At 35.1% G+C, this 17,687-nt stretch carries 15 protein-coding genes and 3 pseudogenes; 7 read left to right on the top strand and 11 right to left on the bottom strand.

From position 1 onward, the window contains the following. The first annotated feature begins 24 nt into the window (after positions 1 to 24). Both LEP1GSC059_RS24700 and LEP1GSC059_RS12555 read left to right on the top strand, forming a co-directional pair. Positions 25 to 250, top strand: a pseudogene (locus LEP1GSC059_RS24700) (hypothetical protein). A gap of 433 nt (positions 251 to 683) precedes the next feature. Then, positions 684 to 1,331, top strand: coding sequence for a flagellin N-terminal helical domain-containing protein (locus LEP1GSC059_RS12555; RefSeq protein WP_020980876.1), 648 nt, complete (start codon positions 684 to 686; stop codon positions 1,329 to 1,331). A gap of 216 nt (positions 1,332 to 1,547) precedes the next feature. On the opposite strand, the pseudogene LEP1GSC059_RS24890 reads toward LEP1GSC059_RS12555, so the two are convergent. The 3 genes and pseudogenes from LEP1GSC059_RS24890 to LEP1GSC059_RS12540 all read right to left on the bottom strand — a co-directional run. Then, positions 1,548 to 1,797, bottom strand: a pseudogene (locus LEP1GSC059_RS24890) (hypothetical protein); the annotation flags it as partial. A 114-nt stretch (positions 1,798 to 1,911) separates the two neighbouring features. Continuing rightward, positions 1,912 to 2,217 (bottom strand): annotated as a pseudogene (locus LEP1GSC059_RS24885) (hypothetical protein); the annotation flags it as partial. Between the two features lie 646 nt (positions 2,218 to 2,863). Further along, positions 2,864 to 3,256 carry a hypothetical protein gene (locus tag LEP1GSC059_RS12540; protein WP_002177393.1) on the bottom strand — a complete coding sequence of 131 codons (393 nt, stop codon included), beginning with the start codon at positions 3,254 to 3,256 and terminating at the stop codon, positions 2,864 to 2,866. 182 nt (positions 3,257 to 3,438) lie between these two features. Between LEP1GSC059_RS12540 and aroE the strand changes: the two genes are divergently transcribed. The 3 genes from aroE to LEP1GSC059_RS23715 all read left to right on the top strand — a co-directional run bounded on the left by aroE (position 3,439) and on the right by LEP1GSC059_RS23715 (position 6,361). Further along, positions 3,439 to 4,311 carry a shikimate dehydrogenase gene (gene aroE, locus LEP1GSC059_RS12530; RefSeq protein WP_002177412.1) on the top strand — a complete coding sequence of 291 codons (873 nt, stop codon included), beginning with the start codon at positions 3,439 to 3,441 and terminating at the stop codon, positions 4,309 to 4,311. Beyond that, complete coding sequence (locus LEP1GSC059_RS12525) at positions 4,308 to 5,600, top strand: folylpolyglutamate synthase/dihydrofolate synthase family protein (protein WP_020980873.1); 1,293 nt, start codon at positions 4,308 to 4,310, stop codon at positions 5,598 to 5,600. The genes aroE and LEP1GSC059_RS12525 overlap by 4 nt, the downstream gene beginning before the upstream one ends. Before the next feature lie 317 nt (positions 5,601 to 5,917). After that, complete coding sequence (locus LEP1GSC059_RS23715; RefSeq protein ID WP_020980889.1) at positions 5,918 to 6,361, top strand: hypothetical protein; 444 nt, start codon at positions 5,918 to 5,920, stop codon at positions 6,359 to 6,361. A 1,169-nt stretch (positions 6,362 to 7,530) separates the two neighbouring features. Here LEP1GSC059_RS23715 and LEP1GSC059_RS12510 read toward each other — a convergent pair. The 8 genes from LEP1GSC059_RS12510 to LEP1GSC059_RS12475 all read right to left on the bottom strand — a co-directional run bounded on the left by LEP1GSC059_RS12510 (position 7,531) and on the right by LEP1GSC059_RS12475 (position 16,481). Continuing rightward, complete coding sequence (locus LEP1GSC059_RS12510) at positions 7,531 to 9,114, bottom strand: PEGA domain-containing protein (protein WP_020980888.1); 1,584 nt, start codon at positions 9,112 to 9,114, stop codon at positions 7,531 to 7,533. Next, positions 9,111 to 9,872: an ABC transporter permease subunit gene (locus LEP1GSC059_RS12505; RefSeq protein ID WP_020980898.1), complete on the bottom strand. Its 762-nt coding sequence runs from the start codon at positions 9,870 to 9,872 to the stop codon at positions 9,111 to 9,113. The genes LEP1GSC059_RS12510 and LEP1GSC059_RS12505 overlap by 4 nt, the downstream gene beginning before the upstream one ends. After that, positions 9,869 to 10,762 carry an ABC transporter permease subunit gene (locus LEP1GSC059_RS12500; protein WP_020980867.1) on the bottom strand — a complete coding sequence of 298 codons (894 nt, stop codon included), beginning with the start codon at positions 10,760 to 10,762 and terminating at the stop codon, positions 9,869 to 9,871. The genes LEP1GSC059_RS12505 and LEP1GSC059_RS12500 overlap by 4 nt, the downstream gene beginning before the upstream one ends. Positions 10,763 to 10,764: 2 nt before the next feature. Then, positions 10,765 to 11,226 (bottom strand): PTS sugar transporter subunit IIA, encoded by a 462-nt coding sequence (locus LEP1GSC059_RS12495; protein ID WP_017215412.1) that lies wholly within the window; start codon positions 11,224 to 11,226, stop codon positions 10,765 to 10,767. A 64-nt stretch (positions 11,227 to 11,290) separates the two neighbouring features. Further along, positions 11,291 to 12,202 (bottom strand): hypothetical protein, encoded by a 912-nt coding sequence (locus LEP1GSC059_RS12490; RefSeq protein ID WP_020980878.1) that lies wholly within the window; start codon positions 12,200 to 12,202, stop codon positions 11,291 to 11,293. Next, on the bottom strand, positions 12,195 to 13,355 hold the full coding sequence (locus tag LEP1GSC059_RS12485) for an oxidoreductase (protein WP_017215410.1): 1,161 nt from the start codon (positions 13,353 to 13,355) through the stop codon (positions 12,195 to 12,197). Before LEP1GSC059_RS12485 ends, LEP1GSC059_RS12490 begins: the two co-directional genes overlap by 8 nt. Before the next feature lie 5 nt (positions 13,356 to 13,360). Then, entirely contained in the window at positions 13,361 to 13,642 is a 282-nt protein-coding gene (locus LEP1GSC059_RS12480; RefSeq protein WP_001291938.1) for a hypothetical protein, read from the bottom strand. Positions 13,643 to 15,017: 1,375 nt separating this feature from the next. Further along, positions 15,018 to 16,481 carry a cellulose synthase family protein gene (locus tag LEP1GSC059_RS12475; RefSeq protein WP_002177414.1) on the bottom strand — a complete coding sequence of 488 codons (1,464 nt, stop codon included), beginning with the start codon at positions 16,479 to 16,481 and terminating at the stop codon, positions 15,018 to 15,020. Between LEP1GSC059_RS12475 and LEP1GSC059_RS12470 the strand changes: the two genes are divergently transcribed. Both LEP1GSC059_RS12470 and LEP1GSC059_RS12465 read left to right on the top strand, forming a co-directional pair. Beyond that, complete coding sequence (locus tag LEP1GSC059_RS12470) at positions 16,455 to 16,673, top strand: hypothetical protein (RefSeq protein ID WP_036025734.1); 219 nt, start codon at positions 16,455 to 16,457, stop codon at positions 16,671 to 16,673. The two genes, LEP1GSC059_RS12475 and LEP1GSC059_RS12470, sit on opposite strands and share 27 nt — an antisense overlap. Positions 16,674 to 17,527: 854 nt before the next feature. After that, positions 17,528 to 17,687 (top strand): helix-turn-helix domain-containing protein (locus LEP1GSC059_RS12465; RefSeq protein WP_020980441.1); only part of this gene is annotated, 160 nt, incomplete at its 3' end.

Raw genomic sequence — 17,687 nt, 5'->3', positions numbered from 1 at the left:
TGTGGGAACTCTCACAAATCGTAGATTTACCAGTTAAACTTTGAAAATTGTGGGAACTATTACAAAAAGAATCATCATCCAATCAGATTTTTGCACAAAACCGCTATTTGGCGGCCATCATCAAAATTTAAATCCCATTTTAACGTGGGTTCCGGCTGAGAAAAAGTTTTCTAAAAGTATGAGTTCCTATAATTTTATAAAATTTTTTCGTAAAATCGTGATTTGCAGTAGTTCCCACATCATTTTATAGACAGACTTAAGCCTTGTGTGAGTTCCTACACTTGAATACAACAAATTCAAATGTTATAAAGTTCTATTCTTTAAATTGCAGTAGTTCCCACATTTAAAGAATCAATCTGTAAAGTTCAGATTCCAACTTTTTTCAGAATTATGAGTTCCTACACCGAGTTCACGTTAAATTAATGTGGGTTCAACTCTTGGCAAATCACTCGCTTTAAAAATCCAGAATCATATTTTTATCCATTCCAAAAGTCTAAAGCGACGTAAATTCAACGTAAGAAAATAGAGAACGTTCTACTGAGTTTCCCCGCATCGATCCCTTCACGTTATTTTTAAAAACGTTTTTCATTTTTTCAAAAAGTTCTATTTTCAATCAGAATTTTACGTTGTTTTGTTACAAAGAAGTTCTTTCGAACATTTAATATAGTGTCGATAAATCAAATATGAATTGCTCTACAATTCTATTTTATCGATTCTTTTGTTTATTCCTTTTTATAACTTATATCTCCTGCGGTTCTGTTTCCAACCAAAGAACTCTCTCTGAAAGAAAACTTTCTTTCACTCAAATCGAGGAAGCTCAATCTTTTCTACATACGTTAGAAATACATTTTCAGATCATCACAGAAATTCTCCAAAAACTTAGAATCTTGGCGGTCACAAGTTCTCATAGAAATTATACCCAAGAAGATAGAAATCAGTTCGATGTACAATTTCAGGAATTGATAAAAGGAATTTGTAGTATTATAGAAAGCGCTCGTTTCAAAAACATTTCTTTACTAGATATTGAAAACGCTTCTCGACCCATAAGTATATCGTTACAAATCAATTCACACAATTCTCCGGTTCTACTACCATTACCCGAACTTCAACCGAAAGAATTTGGTCTTTACACTTGGAACTTAAAAAACTTTCAAAGTAGAATGAATGTAAAAACAAATGTCAATGCAGTTCAATCTATAGACATTTTAAATAAATCTCTTTCAAAGATGGCTTTTGAAAGAGCTACAGTTGGAGCTTCGTGGGAACGGTTAAGTTATAGTAAACGTTTGCGTGACTCATTGTCAAATATGGATCAAAAAAAATCCCAATAAGGCTTATTACCAATAAGAGAATATTAAAATTTCTTAAAGATTATAATTTTAGAATTTACTTTTTGTTATTTTTCTGCGGAGGTGGGGGAGTATTTGGTTTTGGCTCGTTAGTATTATTTTTAATATTCCCTTTCATAAAACCTTCGGTAATCGGTTTTATTTGACCATCATATATTACATTCTTACTACCTTTTTTCTCATTCGCCATAAAACCTCTCAATATTTCAGTTGTTCGATAGAATACATCCCATCGCTCAATGATATACGCTGAATTCAAATTGTAAAATTCTTTTTACCGTTGATTGTATAAAGGTCATAAAAGTTCTCTTTGGGTGCTAAGCCTTAACTCGACCAAAGTAGGTAAGAAAATGATTGAAATCTCGAATCCAAATTACCTCTTCTGAATTTAAGTCATGGGACCAAATGTCATATCACCAAACTTATTTGTGATATGTAACTTTATGTTAACGTAAATTTGACGTAAAAAAACCTAGACGAATCCGGCTGCCATAAGCAGCCGAACCGGGCTCTCAGCTCTGATCAATAAATTGCATACAGGAACGTTATACGACTTATCTTCGTAGATTTCAATTGGCTCAACCTTAAAAGACCGATTGACTAGACTGCCCCATAAACTTACGAACAACTTATTTTCTATGATCCAATTTCCATTCGTTATGAAAACAAAGATACATTTTAGTAAATTCAATAATTGAAATAAAACTTCTAAAACTAAATAATTTGATAAACCGAAAACCGATGACAAAACTATAAAATAAAAATTTGAATAATCCTTATGTGTACTAAGATAACGAAATAATAACGTTGTGAGAAATCCAGGAATCAATACAATAATAATTCTCAGCGCCAAATCTGAAATTTCCATATATTTTTTATTATCCCTTCATCTATTTTCATTCAAAACTTATAATAAAATGTCCAAGGTTCATATCGAAGTTCATGGGAACTCATTAAAATCGTTATAAAATTTATGCTCCTCTGTTTTTATAAAAGCGAAAACCACTTTTAAACTTTTTTTAAAAAAGAATAGCAGATGGGTATTTTAGAAAAAATATTTTATGATTCTGAACACAGCACTACAATAAACAGAAATCAATTATTTTAGAATAGATAAATATTATTATAAATTCAAGTTTTTTCATATTCAAAACCTATCCCAAATAAAAACTACTGAAATTGCATTATAAATTTATCAAGTATTTATAATTAAATTTTTCTTAAAATATCCGAGATTTTTTGATTTAGATTTTTGGAATTGTTTTAAATATCGAATGTAGAACATTAAAAAGTTTGGAACGATGAAGAAAAAACTATTTTGGGACTTCTTCATCGTTATTGCAATTAATATAATGTTATAGGACTTACACCACACTCTACAAATCGTTTTCTCAACTTACAAATGATCTTGCAAAAACTGAACTAACTCCCGCCTTAGATACTGGTCCACAAAAGACATTCTGAGTTAGCACATTGAACTCACTCAACTAAACGCCTTTTCTATGGGTTGAAGTTTAATCTCTTCTTTCTTTATTGTGATTGATGCGGTTCATAATGTAAAGAGCAAGTAGACCGCCCAATAGAACCGCAAGTAAGTTTACATTTGAAATTTGATAGATACCGAATTTAGGAGAAACGAGCCAAAGAACTACTGAACGAATAAAATCTTGAAGCAAAGAAAGTATAATTAGAGATCCCAAAAGAGCCACGATAAGAGCTCCCCAAAAACCGCCTAGAAGATCCTTACGTTTGTAATAGTAATAATACCAAGAAAGTCCACCGGAAATACCGACTACGAATAAAACATCCAGAATGGTAGTCCACCAAGGTGAGCCCGAAAAAGAAGCAAGAGGAATCAAAAAGAGTTGTCCGCTCAGTTCGTGTAAAAAAGAATCAGGTAAATTCAATAGGCTCATTCCAATACAGCATTTTCGGGAATTGTTTTTTTAGTCGACTCATTTTAGTAATTGCTCTGAAACTTGCTTCTTTTGGTACAAAAAAGTCAAAAGTTCCAAGGAAATTTAACAAGAAACGAATTGAAGAAATCGAATCTTGTTTGTAAAGCCAAACAAAAAAGAGAAAACTAAATTTGAAAACCAAAATAAATCAAACGGTTAAAACCTTCGGTATAGTAGGATTTCCTCTTTCACATTCTCTTTCTCCTTTAATTCATAATTCAATTTATAAAGATAGAAATATTAACGCCTCGTATCTAATTTTTGAAACTCCAGATTTCAATGTAGAAAAAATACAAGAATTCCGAAACTCTGGAATCTTAGGACTTTCTGTAACCATTCCCCACAAAGAAAAAGCTTTTGCTCTCGCCAACAAAGCAGATGACACATCTAGAATTATGAAAGCTTCCAACACATTGTTGATCGGACCGGACTCGATTTATGCATACAACACCGATGGAGAAGGTGCCTATCGTTCCATATTAGAATTTTCTCCAGAATCTTTAAGAACTGGAAAAGTAGTAATCTTAGGAAGCGGAGGAAGCGCGAGAGGAATCGCATTTAGCCTTGCAGTTTCGGGTAAAATTCAAAACTTACTTGTATGTTCCAGAAATGAAATCACCGCAAAAGAAATCTGTTCTTTAGTTACTAAAAATTCAAACGTAAAAGCGGAACCAATTTCGCAAGATCTGTTATTTGATCAAAAAGAAGAAATTTCATTAGTCATTCATACAACTCCTCTGGGAATGAAAGGACAATCACCAGGTCCGTATCTTCCCGAAAAATTTTTTAACTCGAACATGACTCTTTTTGATATAGTTTATAATCCTCTAGAAACTCCTTTGGTTAAAGCGGCACAAAAAGCGGGAACCAAAATCATTCCCGGATCAGAAATGCTTTTGTATCAGGCAATGAAACAGTTTGAACTTTTTACAGATATTTCGCCTAACGTAGATGATATAATCAAAACCAGAGAACGTCTTTCTAAAGCATTAGAAAATAGATGAATTCAGATTCCGACTTTTTAGAATTTGCAAACGGACTTTCCAATTTAGAAAAGAGCAGAAATTTCAACGTTTTTACCAGCTATTCCTTGGAACCTTTTGCCAAAACCTTAAAAAAGTTTGGCTTTGATCAAAGAAACAAATCCACTCTTTGTAGAATCTCAGTGATAGGAACAAACGCAAAAGGTTCTATCACTCATTTTTTAGGGGAATACTTTCGAATCTACGGTTTTAAAACGGGACTTTACACTTCACCTCATTTGATTAGCCCTTTGGAAAGAATACGGATTGGAACCAAATCTCAAAATTTTAGAAACATTCTCACAAAAGAACTAGATCAATTGTTAAGCGAATGGAAATCTCTCAACGCCCTAGAAGATTTAAAATCTTTTTCTTTTTTTGAACTTTTTACGTGTGCATCCTTCTCTTTTTTTGAAAAAGAATCTACGGAAATTCAAATTTATGAGGCAGGACTTGGGGGCAGACTAGACGCAACCAAACTTTGTGATCCCGACATAGTTGTTTTAGGAGTAATAGGTTTAGATCATAAAGAAATATTAGGAAATACTAAAAAAGAAATTCTAGAAGAGAAACTCAAAATTTGTAATTCTAACACGAAAGCACTTTTTGCAATCGAACAAAACGAACCGGAATTAAACGAAAAAATCTCATCTTGGTGTTCTCAAAACGGAATTTACTGTACGATCATCCCTCAAACTCCATCTAACAGAACGTATCTAAAAAAAAATCAGATTTTTTCTTATCAAGTATTTCAGAATATTCTAAAATTTGATTTTTTCTTAAAATCAACCAATAAAAAAATTGATCCAGAATTTCCTAGGTCTGAAAACGTTTCTTTGGTTTCAAATACACTTAGTTTCGAAATTTTTGAAAAATATATGACCCTTCCATCGGGTAGATTAAGCACTTTACGGCATTCTCCACTTGTCGTTTTTGATCCTGCACACAATCCTGATGCTTTTACAGAAACTCTACAAAGTTTATCCTTTCTTTTTCCATCTCATAAATTTCGAATTTATGCGGGTTTGTTAAAAGATAAGGATGGCAACGGTATTTTGGAAATTTTAAGAAAAGCACGTAAAAAATCGGATATTTTAGGATTTCAATTTCTAAAGGAAAATGGATTTGTTATTCCAGCCAACTGCCAAGCAGAAGAAACGATCTCCGATTATGAATTTAGATCCGTATTACAGCGTTTAGACGATTCTTTTGAACCGATTTTGATTTTAGGTAGTTTTCGTTTATTCCCGATTGTTTCCAGTCTACTCTGACAAAACTAACAATAAGAAACGCGGCTTTCTACAACGAATGTAAAAATAAAAAGTGAATTTTTATAGAAACGTAAGAGCTCTACAAATTAAACCTCTTTTTCTTTGCGATTTTGAAAGTAATTTGTCGATGAAATACTACATTTTACAGACAAACCAAAATGTTGAGAGAATTCCTACATTTTTAAAATCTAACCGCAGAACCTGGATTTGTAATAGTTCCCACAATGACTAACTCAGTCGTATTGAGATACCCAAAGTAAAAGTGAAAAAAATAATAGTTAATGGATATAACGCCAGGAAGAAAAGGAGGGACGTACATGACAGTTAATACAAGCGGAAAGTGGTGGATAGGCTCAGAACCAACCGACATCGCCGAATTTCTCTCTGCTTACTCACAAGATGGGTATCCTATTTCAGAATTTCGCCTGAGTAAGTGCGAATGCGGATCTGTCACTTTCGGGTTAGAAGCAGACAACAACGAAGGAGTTGCACGTAGACTGTGCGCTCAATGTGGCACTGCCCATTTCATTTGCGATAGCGCGGAGCACTGGCCTGACGTGGAACCCGAACAATGGAAATGCATCGAATGTGATTCTCTTCACACCAATGTGGGCGTGGGCTTTGCCATGCACAAGGATCCGCCTTCTGAAATTCACTGGCTTTACGTTGGATGTCGTTGTACTCAATGTGGTGTGCTCGGTTGCTTTGCAGAGTGGAAAGTTGGATATTCATCTTCCTCCCATCTATTAGATACGGTTTAAGATCTGGGCGAAACTTCGAATATCTCCTTCGTTAGGCAAAATCTCTATTCAAAAATTAATTAAGGAAAGAAATTCGCCTACTGATCTTTATAAAATTGAGTATCTAAATGTTTATCATAAATGCCGTTTCACGTAAGTTCGATAGAATCCAATGCGAAAGCAATTCTTATGTTGCGACTCATAGTGAGTCATTGCATTGAATTTTTTATTCGCCCAGATTTTCTTTTTCTGAATTCACATGATTAAAATGTAAACTATCAAATAACGTGAGTTCAACGTAAAAAAACCTGGATGAATCTAGAGCTGCCATAAACAGCCGGACCGGGCTCTCAGCTCTGGTCAATAAATTCTATATAGGAACGTTATACGACTTATCATCGTATATTTCAATTTAGAACGCGATCCATAGAAGCGAGACGCTGAGTTCAGGAAAGCGTTGTGCTTTAGTTTCCAACGTGATCCATAGTGAGCGTTCTGCTTTAGTTTTCCCACGTTTTGGGTGGCAACTCAATGAATTTGCTTCCCATGGGGTCGCAATTCAGGTGGAGAAGTTCGGAAGATTTTTCTCTATCAGAAAAACATACTTTTTGCAAGTAAAAAGACTCATTCTTGTCGGAACACTTGAAAAATGTGCGTTGAATATGTTAGGAAGCGTTGTGCTTTAGTTTCCCCGCATCGATCCCTTTCGCATTATACCGAATTCACGTTAAATAGGTATTTTATTATGTAGTTCAAAGTAATTGTGGCTTCATGCTTTCTCTCCGAATCGGTCAAGCAAGCTTCGCTATGTCTTTGTCACTTCGATTCACTGGTGGAGAAATCCGTTTATGAAAGTTAACCTTTATGCAAAAAACAAAATGTAGAATTTATTACAAATCTGAATTTTACAGATTAATTCATAAAATGTGGCACTACAAAATCACGATTTTACGAACAAATTCTAAAAATGTAAGAGTTCATACTTTTAGAAAATTCATTTTCTTATGCCGAACTTCACGAAAACTTTAAAGTTGTTGAAAAATTCCATAGTGGCGTTTAACAAAACTGCTTCAGTCGACCGTTTCTATAAAACAGAAACAAATGGAGAATTCATTTTTTAACAACTCTTTTGCTCTGCGATTGTCATTCGATGAGAATCTATTTTTCTTAATATTTTATTTTTTTAATATTCAAAATTTTAAATTAAACTTCGCAAAAGAATCGATCTCAACAAACTGGCCCGGAATCGCATACGGATTGTTTAACCTTTTCGGAACCGCTCCCACATCCAAAGTCTCCTCATCTAAACCTAACCAATAAAAAGTTACGGCTAAAATCAACATCGCCACCATTCCGTAAATCATCACGCCGCCGGTCAATCCTTCGTGCCTACCAAAGTTCCCTGCAAGTTTTTGATACCTACCCGCGTCCCGATTCGTTTCACGAATAATTCTTTCTTCGTAAAAATACAAACCGATAAACTGATCTTGAGGAGCAGAAAGAGACGCATAATAAAGACCGGTAAGATTAACACGACTACGAGCACGATCGTATAAATCGTTAGCCTTTAAATTAAAATAATAATAACCTAGGTAAAACAAAAGAGTACCATATAAGGAATAAATCGAAAAATCGTTATACGAATAATCCAAAAAAACATTCTGTTTATTTTTATAATAAGTGATCGTATCTCCCTGTTTTAGAACCAAATCTAGTTTTGTTTCCTCATCCTTTTTGATCTCCACTCCTTTTAAAAGATCAACGTGACCTTCCATCGAAAGTCGAAGACGATTATAACCCGTTTTGACTCGAACGTTGTCAATAGGAGTTTTACCTAAAAATTCCGAACCTAGATAAACGTTTGCACCTTCTGGATTAGAAGTCACAGAAATCAATCCATCCTTAGGAGTTTTAGAAAGAATCATTTCAAAACTTCCACCGTCCTGAATCGAAACTCTTTTTTCTTCGCTCTGAAATCCATCCATGTAATATTTAACTTTGCGATTTCCGGGAAGAATATCAGATCTTTGTAAAGGAGTTTTTCCCAAAAATTGCCCGTCCAAAAAAACGAGAACCCCATCTAAATCCCCTGACTTAAACGAAAAAGAGATCGTATTTTTTCCAACTAATTCTTTTTTAATTTCTCCGATCAAACCTTCTAATTCCTGATAAGAACGTCTAACGCTAGTTTTAGCACGAAATTCTTTTCGAGAAGCGTCTTTAGAAGATCGCAAAACAAGTTTGAGTTCCATTTGAGACTCGCTTTTTTTTTCGTATGTTCCAGCGAGATGATAAAAACACCCTGCTTTTTTACCGGATAAAAATAGAGTGCTGTCTTCGGGCGGAGTTTCCTCCGAAATAAACTCGGTTTTTAAGGTGAGAAAACGAGGATCCTTTTCTGGAGAAGTTTCTTTTATATTCTTTACTCTCTCCAAAACGTCCCCGTCCCACTCCCCTTTTTTTAATCTTTCCTTTTGGGTGGGATCTCCAAAACCGTGCTGAATACTTTTTGGCACCACGTCCGGATCAAAAATTTGAAAAAGTCCTTTTAAACCTGAAAATAAAACTCCTCCGTAACCCTTACTCAAATAATCTAAATTCGGGTCCACATTTTGATTTTTAAGCGGGAATATACATAGTTTTCTTTCGGTTTCGAACGTAACCTTTGTATGCATTCCAGATTCAGGAAAACGATAATATTTGTCGATGCCTTGCGCAAAAATCCCTATATTCAAAATAGATAATATTAAAATAAATGCAGATAATCGAATCATTTTTTTTTCACGCTTAAAGCAGCGACCAAACCGACGATCCCTACGATAGGCATCACCAAAGCTAAAGGAGCAAAATAAACATAATCCCTTGCAAAGGAAATTTGTTCACCTAAACCGGGACCAAACCAGTCGGAACCCGCGCTTACTCCCAAATAACTAAAAAGCGCCAACGTCATTACAACCCCAGGTAATCCTGTAGTAAATAGAACTTTTAAGACTGGAAAAGTCGAAGGAAAAATATGATTTTGAAAAACATTAACCCTAGAGGCCCCAAAAAAAGAAGAAGCGAGAACAAACCCACTTCCATCCGCTTCTCGAATTTTACTTTGAAGAGTTTCGTATGAAAAAGCCCAATCACCTAACAAAATTGCAACAATCAAAACGTAAGCTCCTTGTCCTAACGCGTGAACCGTAAGCAAAGCGATGAGCAAAGAAGGAACGGAAACGAACACGGAAGAAATCGGAGTAAAAAACCATTTTCCAGTAAACGGAAAAGAATATTGAAAAAGACAAATCAAAGAACTGAACACCAAAGTAAATAATCGAGAAGGTAGAGAAAATATAAGGGTAGAAATTGTTCCGTAAGAAAAAAGACTATATACGTCCCGACCCAATCGATCACAACCAAAAGGATGGTTCCAAGTTACAGAACAAAAACTGTCTTCTAAAAAAACTTCTGTAGGTGGACTCTTCCATACTACGCCAACTAAAGTTAAAAATACAAAAAAAATTTTAAGACCATTACCAAAGGAGATCAAGAAATGTTCTCCTTACCGGTAAGACTTTTTTGAAAACGAATAGAAATCCTACTGAAAATGTAAAACGTAAGACCACTGTAAAAAAGAAGCGCGCTCAACAATTCTGCATCCATAGTCTGAATCGCGTAATACATAGATTTACCAATTCCAGGAAAAAAAAATATCTCTTCCACGATCATCGCTCCAGAAAGAAGAGAACTAAAATCTAGAAGAATTAAAACAACAAGTAATGGAAGAATTTTCAATAAAATATGATTCCATAATATTCTATTTTTAGAATATCCCCTGGCTCTTAAAACCTTTGTATAAGGTGATTTTAATTCAATTTCGGTAAAACTAAGAGCAAACTGATAGATCCTGGCCCAAACTCTAGAACCTAAAGCAATTCCTGGTAAAATCACATACGTGCTATTCCAAGGTTCGTAACCACCAGGAGGCAACCATTCCAGTTGTACAAAAAAAATCAAAAGTAAAACAACACTCACTACAAAAACCGGAGTGGACAAAATCCAATTGCTCAGAAATAAAAATACGTTTTTAAAAATTCCTTCTTCCTTTTTAGAACCAATAAGCGCCAGTGCTACCGCAAAAAAACTCCCCCAACCTACCGAAAAAACCGCAAGGTGTAACGTAGGAAGAACTCTTGAAAAAATATGTTTCCAGACAGATTCTCCGGAAGTGGTTTTACCGGATTGAAATATTATAATTCCTTTAACAAAGGAAAATACTTTAGACAAAAAGGATTTTTGTTCCAGAAAAGATTCTTCCTTAGAAAAGGACGAATCCGCATAAAGATATTCTTTATTCAGAGAACGTAAATGACCAAAAAGAATGGAGAAAAAAATTAATGCGACAAGAAATAAAAAGAACCTAGAGATTTCTCCCTGCACGATTAGACATTCCGAGAAAAGGCTTTTTGGATTTCCTCAAAGGACCCGGAACGAATCAATTTTTCCCTATCTTCCTTTACATTTAATGCTTTTGCAATCTGCGCGAGCGTCTTGATATGCTCTTGAAATTTAGTTTTAGGAACGATAAGAAGAATAAAGATATGAACCGGTTGATGATCGATCGAATCGAAATCGATTCCGTTCGGATTGAGTCCCATCACACATTTGAGTTCGTCTACAAGATTGACAGAACAATGAGGAATTGCAACCCCACTTCCGATCCCAGTAGACATTGACTTTTCTCTGGCAAGAAGAGATTCTAAAATTTCTTCTTTATTTTCTGCGTCTATTTGATGTGCATCGATCGCCTTTTGTAGAAGTCTGGAAATCACTTCTTCTTTGTTTCCGGATTCCAAATTAAAAATGACTGTTTCTGGTTGAAGAAGAGTCAAGAGCTGATTCATATCCGCCCCACTGACTTTTCGTCTTGTTGTCTATGTTTGTTACAATACACGATCATCATTCTAACTACAATTCAAACGACTCTAATTGTCCGAAATTATCGACTCTGCTTCCCAGAAATATACGGATCAAACTGGCTTCAATGAAAAAATAGAAAACAGAAAAGGTGAAAATCGGTAAAGAAAAACGTACCAAAACTTGGATGACATAAAAAAGGACTACGGTCGCTAAAACCGCTATGAATGAATAAATCCAAGCGGTATATAAATTTCTTCCGGGCGAAGTAAAAAGAATCGAGAACGATACCCAAGCGGACAAAAGAACGGGAAAATATTCCAAAGCTAAATTCCCAACTCCTACGATCAAACCAGTTATAAAAATCAAAGGGATCAGAAAATAATTCGGACTTTTTAAAAAAACTGGAATCAGAAAAAGAATCGAATATGCTCCCATAGTTTCCAAAGAAGAAAATTTCAAAGGAGAATAACCTTCCTGTGAAAAAGAAAGAACGCTGAAAATATCGGAAATTGATTCGTCCCTAAAAGATAAACTCGGTTTACCCGCAATTCCGGAAAAAATATCTATCGTTGGCAATAAAAGATAAAAGAATAAAAAGATCAAAAGCTGAACCAAAGAAAGTGGCATTTGAACCCTAAAACGATTTTCTAAGAGGGAAGATAAAAAAATTCCCGTAATTCCAGCGAGTATGGCCCAGACTATCGTTCCAGGATGAATCGGTAAAAGAAGGACAAAAATTCCTGTATGAACGATCCATTTTAAGGAATAGATCTTACGTTTTATAATCGTAAATTGATAAACAAAACAAACTCCCAGAATAATCACATAACAAATCCATAATGGAGCGGTTCCAAACAAGACAATTCCTATAAACGAAAAAAGTCCCATGAGAATATCCGGATAAAACGGATCTGACTTTCGAAAAAAACCCGTCTTAGTAACTAAGAGATAATCAGGCATTTTGATTTTCCAGGTCTCTGCTTTTTACTTCTCGAATTTTATTTCTGATAGAAATTCCAGAAGGGCAAAGGAAAGTACAAATTCCACACTCGATACAAGCGTCCGCAAAAAATTTTCCCTGTCCGTTAACAAGAGAAATCGGATTACATTCTAAAGGACAATTATAAGTACATTCTCCGCATTCGATACAAGGAAGTTCGTTCCGTTCCTGAATTTTACCAGAAACGAATATTATAGAATGATGTTTATAAATATCTAGAAAATATTCCTCGGATGAAGAATGAAATTCTCCCCCGTCGAAAAAGGAATTGAAAGTGAAGTTTGGATATTCGTTCTTTTTTTCAGAAAGTAAAAAGCCTAGACTTTGGCCGTCTCTGAACTTGATCGGGGATTCTTCTTTTTTAAGACCGCCGTTCTTTCCCACATAATAGATCGTGATATGTCTTTCTATATATGGGATTTTTTTGAACAAGGCTCTGTAAAGGTGATAGAGAGTTTCAGGTCCTATATAAAGAATATTCTCTTTTTGGAATATTTTTTCGGATAGAGCTTTTTTTACAAAATACTGCGGGTATCCTAGTGGATATTCGTATTTTCGAAAAGAAACCGGAGACATTATATAATCTTTAATAGAAGCTTCTGGAAACCATACTTTCAAATATTCTAAAAATAGAATATGCAATTCTTTGTATTCCTTTAAAAGGATTTTTTGAAAATCAACAGACTGAGTTTTAGTATATGGGGAAAGTACGATCAAAGAAGAACGAAACGTTTTAAAAAGAGTAGATAATGTTGTATTTGGAAAATCGAGAGAGACAAGTCCGAGTTCGTCCATTCTCTGTAAAGCTTGTTCTAATTTTAAAGAAGAATCGATTTTGGTTTCACCGGACAATTGAAAACTTCCGTCCTGTACGATCCGGATCTTTGTGGAATGTTCTCCTTGAATGAGACTCGCAATCCCGTCTACAGGTGACAAAAGTGTTCCGACAGACTGTCTAACGAGTGGTTCTCCTGCAAATACTCGAGTCGGAAATTCTTTTAAATAGAGGGCTCCCGATTCGGGAAATAATGTAAATGGTTCTTCCAGGACGGTCTTACGAGAAAATCTTCCGTGGACCAATCCTGGTTTGAGGGTAAAAGCGGAGGGCTTCAAAACTCTTAGGTGAGATTTTTCACCATGTAGATTTCGTCTTTGATTGGAAGTTCTTTCTTTAGATTTTTGATATAAGGAAGAATTTCACCCATCGGCTCATAAAATTCACAGTTTACTTGCATACGGCGAGCAACGGTGAAATATTTATAGAGTTTTTCTTCTCCGGATCTTTTGGACCATTTTTTCTTGGTGCATTTTACGCGGAGAATATACTTATCCGCCTCGGATTCATATTGCCTTACAGTCACACAGTGTAGGCAATTAGCGCAGTAAACTTTCTCACTCATTCGGGTTCCTATAAAAAGTAACGGTTTTTTGTCAATTTTTCAGAAAAAAGTGCAAAGTCAAGCATAAGCCTTAGAGCTTCGACTCTGAGTCTTCATCTAAGTTGGTACGAAGGCCCTTTAGTTGGAATATTATAAGTTTCTATTTTTTTATATAAAGAGTCTATTCAAAATTCGGTCGAGCGACCATAAAAACGATGCTCTGAGTTGTGAATATTCAGCAAATGCCTCTATGGGTTGGTATTCAAGATTTGAACTTCACAAAAAATGTGGGAACTACTACGAAGATTTAACGACATTATAACTGCTCGCAAATTGTCAAATGCGACTTAATTGTAGGAACTACTGCATTTTATTAAAAATTTCTAAAGAATGATCGCGTAAACTTCTTTGAGATTTTGGAACAAGCTCTGAGAACAATTCTTAATCTAATGTGAAGTTCGATGTAAAAAAATTTGGGTGAATCGCTCGCATATTTCAAAGCTAAAATGGCTTCGCAACCTGTCGAGCGCCAATAGAAGCGAGACGCTGAGTTAACGCGATCCGTAGTGAGCGTTGTGTTGAGTTTCAAACACTTTCGTAAAAAAGTATTTCACTAAGTTCTTTTTCACTCCAATTCCTTCGGAATTTCCAAACTCAATGCTGCTTTTAGGATCACAGCATAATAATTGCTTTCGCATTAGTTATATCGAACTCACGTTAATCTACGAGAGTTTTATGGTTGGGAGTTTTTTCTAAAAGTAGTTCCCACACTTTTAAGAATTAAGATTTTTTACTGGGAGAAATAGCTGAGTTTTTCAAAGTTTCACTGTGAAATCTTAATTTGCGGTAGTTCCCACAGATTATTTTTACGGAAAAACCAGATTTTATAAAACGGAACTTCTTACATTAAACTTATATTCAGGAAGCCTTTATAAAATAAAGTATGAGTTCGGGCCTTCATTCTTCTGAAAAAGTTGGGATCTGAACTTTACAGACCGATTCCCTAAAATGTGAGAACTACCGCAATTTAAAAAAATAGAAGTTTATAAATAATCGAATCGTATCCCAGTCTAGGAACTCACACAAAACTTAGGTTTGTTTATAAAATGATGATGTGGGGAATTACTACAAATCACGATTTTACGAACAAATTCTCAAATTGCGGGAACTCATACTTTTAGAAAATTCTTTCTCAGCCGAATCAAATAGATTTTTCATTTTTGTAAAGTTCGCAAAACTGCGATTTTATGTAAAAATTTGATTTGGCAATGTTCTTTTTAGATTTTATTTTATAGAGATAAATCTCTTTAAAATAAAATCTATAATTATCTTTTTCTCAAAGAAAAAGGACACAAGAAAACTCTTAGCCCTCTCTAAAAGTTATCCACAGAGAAATTTATGCCTGAGTAGAAAGCTCTTTTGCAGATTCTTGTTTGGAAACTCCCAGTTTCCAAAATGCATCCTTCAAAGATAAATATCCAACGTAGAAAAATCCGAGCGCATAAATCGCTAAGAAACCTACGATCTGAGGTTTTCCAAGTGCAAAAGAAAGAAAAACGGTCCCGATACAATAAAATCCCATTAGAAATTCAAGTACCACATGAAAATCCAAAGGCACCGTATATTTCAGTCTCTCTTTCAATACATCTGTATTCTTTTCAATTTTAAGTTTAGGAGTACGTTTGAATGAAGATTGAATCCCAAGAATCGCTTCTAACCAGGCTCTTGTGTTTACGATCGCAATTCCAGTCCCGATCATAATTAGAATTGGAAGATACAACATTCTTTTTTTCCAATCTTTATGAAGAATTTTCTGAGAATACGCGTAAAAGATCATAGGTCCTACAGATCCTACCGATAAAATCGCCGCAGTTCCCATTAAAATTTCGATCGGTAAATCATAAAAGCTGAAACCAGACCAGTAGTCCATCAACAATAAAGGAGCACTAAAAAGTATATTGATCACCATTAAAGGATGAACTGAATAATTGATTAAGTGAACAATTGCCTCTGACTTAATTCTCCAAGGAAGATCCGCCCGTAGAATTCTTGGAAGCAACTTGACAGCGGTTTGTATAGAACCTTTACACCAACGGAATTGTTGCGATTTATACGCAGAAATCATTGCTGGAATTTCAGCCTTACATTCAATATCTTTAAAATAGCGGAATTTCCATCCTTTCATTTCTGCGCGGTAAGAAAGATCAAAATCTTCTGTAAGAGTATCGTGTTCCCATCCGCCAGAATCGATGATACATTCTTTTTTCCAAATTCCAGCAGTCCCATTGAAATTCATCCAGAGATGAGATCCATTTCTGGCAACCTGCTCGATCATAAAATGCCCATCAATTCCAAAAGATTGTGCTTTTGTAAGAACATTATAATCCGCGTTGATATGTCCCCAACGAACCTGTACCATTCCGATTTGAGGATCATCAAAATAAGGTACGGTTTTAATTAAAAAATCAGAGGCCGGCATAAAGTCCGCGTCAAAAATTGCGATGTATTCTCCTCGAGCAACTTTCATTCCCGCTTCTAAAGCTCCTGCCTTGTGCCCGGTACGTTCCGCCCCCGATCGATGAAGATGATGAATATCAAATCCGAGTGATTTATAATGATTGATTAGATTTCTAGACTTTTCAACCGTCTCGTCTGTAGAATCATCTAAAAGTTGTATTTCAAGTTTATCTTTTGGATATTTAAGCGCGACAGTTGTTTCAATCAATCGATCTACTACGTAAAATTCGTTAAAGATCGGCAATTGCACAGTCACTACAGGCAGATTTGGATCATTGACGTCTAAAATTTTGTCCGGCTCGGATTCACAATAGGTATGATTCTTTTTATAAAGATATACCATGATATAGGTATGAATCCCAAAGAAAAAGAGAGCGACTATGTCGATCCCATAAATAGCCAGAAACAATATAGTTACGACGGTCAGCATAATGATAGCCAGGAAATATTATTCTCGTTAAAAGTCAAAGATTTTGCACCGCATAAAGTTTTTAGTTTTTTAATCCGGCCCTTTATTTTTTATCCAGAGGCCTAATGTGGGAACTCCCGCTGCCGATACTTTTCAATGGATGGACTACAACCTCCCTGGTTGTATCTTCCACTGCGAATTTTCACTTTGAAATGGACGGGGGACGAAAGTTACACCGTCCCCTTTTTTTGCCTGCCTTAAAGAAATGTGTGTAGTTACCTTGCTTACTCTCTCATATACTTAAATAACGTTATAAAAAAAGGATCATTCCAAAATTCATTTTTCGATAAAAGAATCTCTATAAAATACGAATACAACTTTCTCAATATCACTTTTCTTCATAAAATCGTTGTTTTACGATCTTCATTCTATAAAAAATTTATTTTAACGTGAGTTGGATGTAAGAAAGTCTGAACGACACCGATTACCACAGGAGGCTGCTCAGTTCTGATCAATAAATTGTATACGGGAAAAGTTATACAATAATCGTCTTTAGTTTCAATATAGAACACGATCTATCGAACGACCATAAGAGTGAGACACTGAGTTTGAAAGAGCGTTCTGCTAACTTCCTCGCGTCGGATCCTTTTCGCCGTTATACCGAACTCACGTTAATATAAATATGAGGTAATAGTTCTGCGATAGATAAATAGGAACAATGATTTCTAAGTTTTGTGAGAGTTCCTACATTTTAGGAAATTGGAATATTCTGTATACCAAACTAGTACAGGAACCTACCACAGATTTTATATTTTTTAAAATGTAGGAACTCATAAAGGATCTGTTTTAAAGAAACCTAATTTGTGAAAACTACTACAAAAAGTGATTGTTTAAAAATTCGTAATGTGACTTACTGACAATTGCATAATATATCACCAAAAAGAAGTACCCAAATAATCTAATAAAAAAAGACTGTAGAAATGGGTAATATAGCGGGAGTGAAACGAGATTTCAAAGGATTAGAGAAACGTCGTTTAAAAGGCCTGAAGCTGCGAGGGGAAGGGATTAAAAGATCTGAAGTGGCGCGTCGTCTGGGAGTGACTCGGCATGCAGTAAGGCAGTGGGAGAAACAAGTAGAGG

The sequence above is a fragment of the Leptospira noguchii serovar Panama str. CZ214 genome, assembly GCF_000306255.2.
Classification (GTDB): domain Bacteria; phylum Spirochaetota; class Leptospiria; order Leptospirales; family Leptospiraceae; genus Leptospira; species Leptospira noguchii.
This window is presented reverse-complemented; position numbering and strand designations above follow the sequence as displayed.

Coding starts and splice junctions, on each gene's coding strand:
- LEP1GSC059_RS12510 (WP_020980888.1), bottom strand. CDS start 9,114: ATGATTCGATTATCTGCATTTATTTTAATATTATCTATTTTGAATATA.
- LEP1GSC059_RS23715 (WP_020980889.1), top strand. CDS start 5,918: ATGACAGTTAATACAAGCGGAAAGTGGTGGATAGGCTCAGAACCAACC.
- LEP1GSC059_RS12495 (WP_017215412.1), bottom strand. CDS start 11,226: ATGAATCAGCTCTTGACTCTTCTTCAACCAGAAACAGTCATTTTTAAT.
- LEP1GSC059_RS12470 (WP_036025734.1), top strand. CDS start 16,455: ATGATTCTTTTTATAAAGATATACCATGATATAGGTATGAATCCCAAA.
- LEP1GSC059_RS12480 (WP_001291938.1), bottom strand. CDS start 13,642: ATGAGTGAGAAAGTTTACTGCGCTAATTGCCTACACTGTGTGACTGTA.
- LEP1GSC059_RS12555 (WP_020980876.1), top strand. CDS start 684: ATGAATTGCTCTACAATTCTATTTTATCGATTCTTTTGTTTATTCCTT.
- LEP1GSC059_RS12525 (WP_020980873.1), top strand. CDS start 4,308: ATGAATTCAGATTCCGACTTTTTAGAATTTGCAAACGGACTTTCCAAT.
- LEP1GSC059_RS12475 (WP_002177414.1), bottom strand. CDS start 16,481: ATGGTATATCTTTATAAAAAGAATCATACCTATTGTGAATCCGAGCCG.
- LEP1GSC059_RS12490 (WP_020980878.1), bottom strand. CDS start 12,202: ATGCCTGATTATCTCTTAGTTACTAAGACGGGTTTTTTTCGAAAGTCA.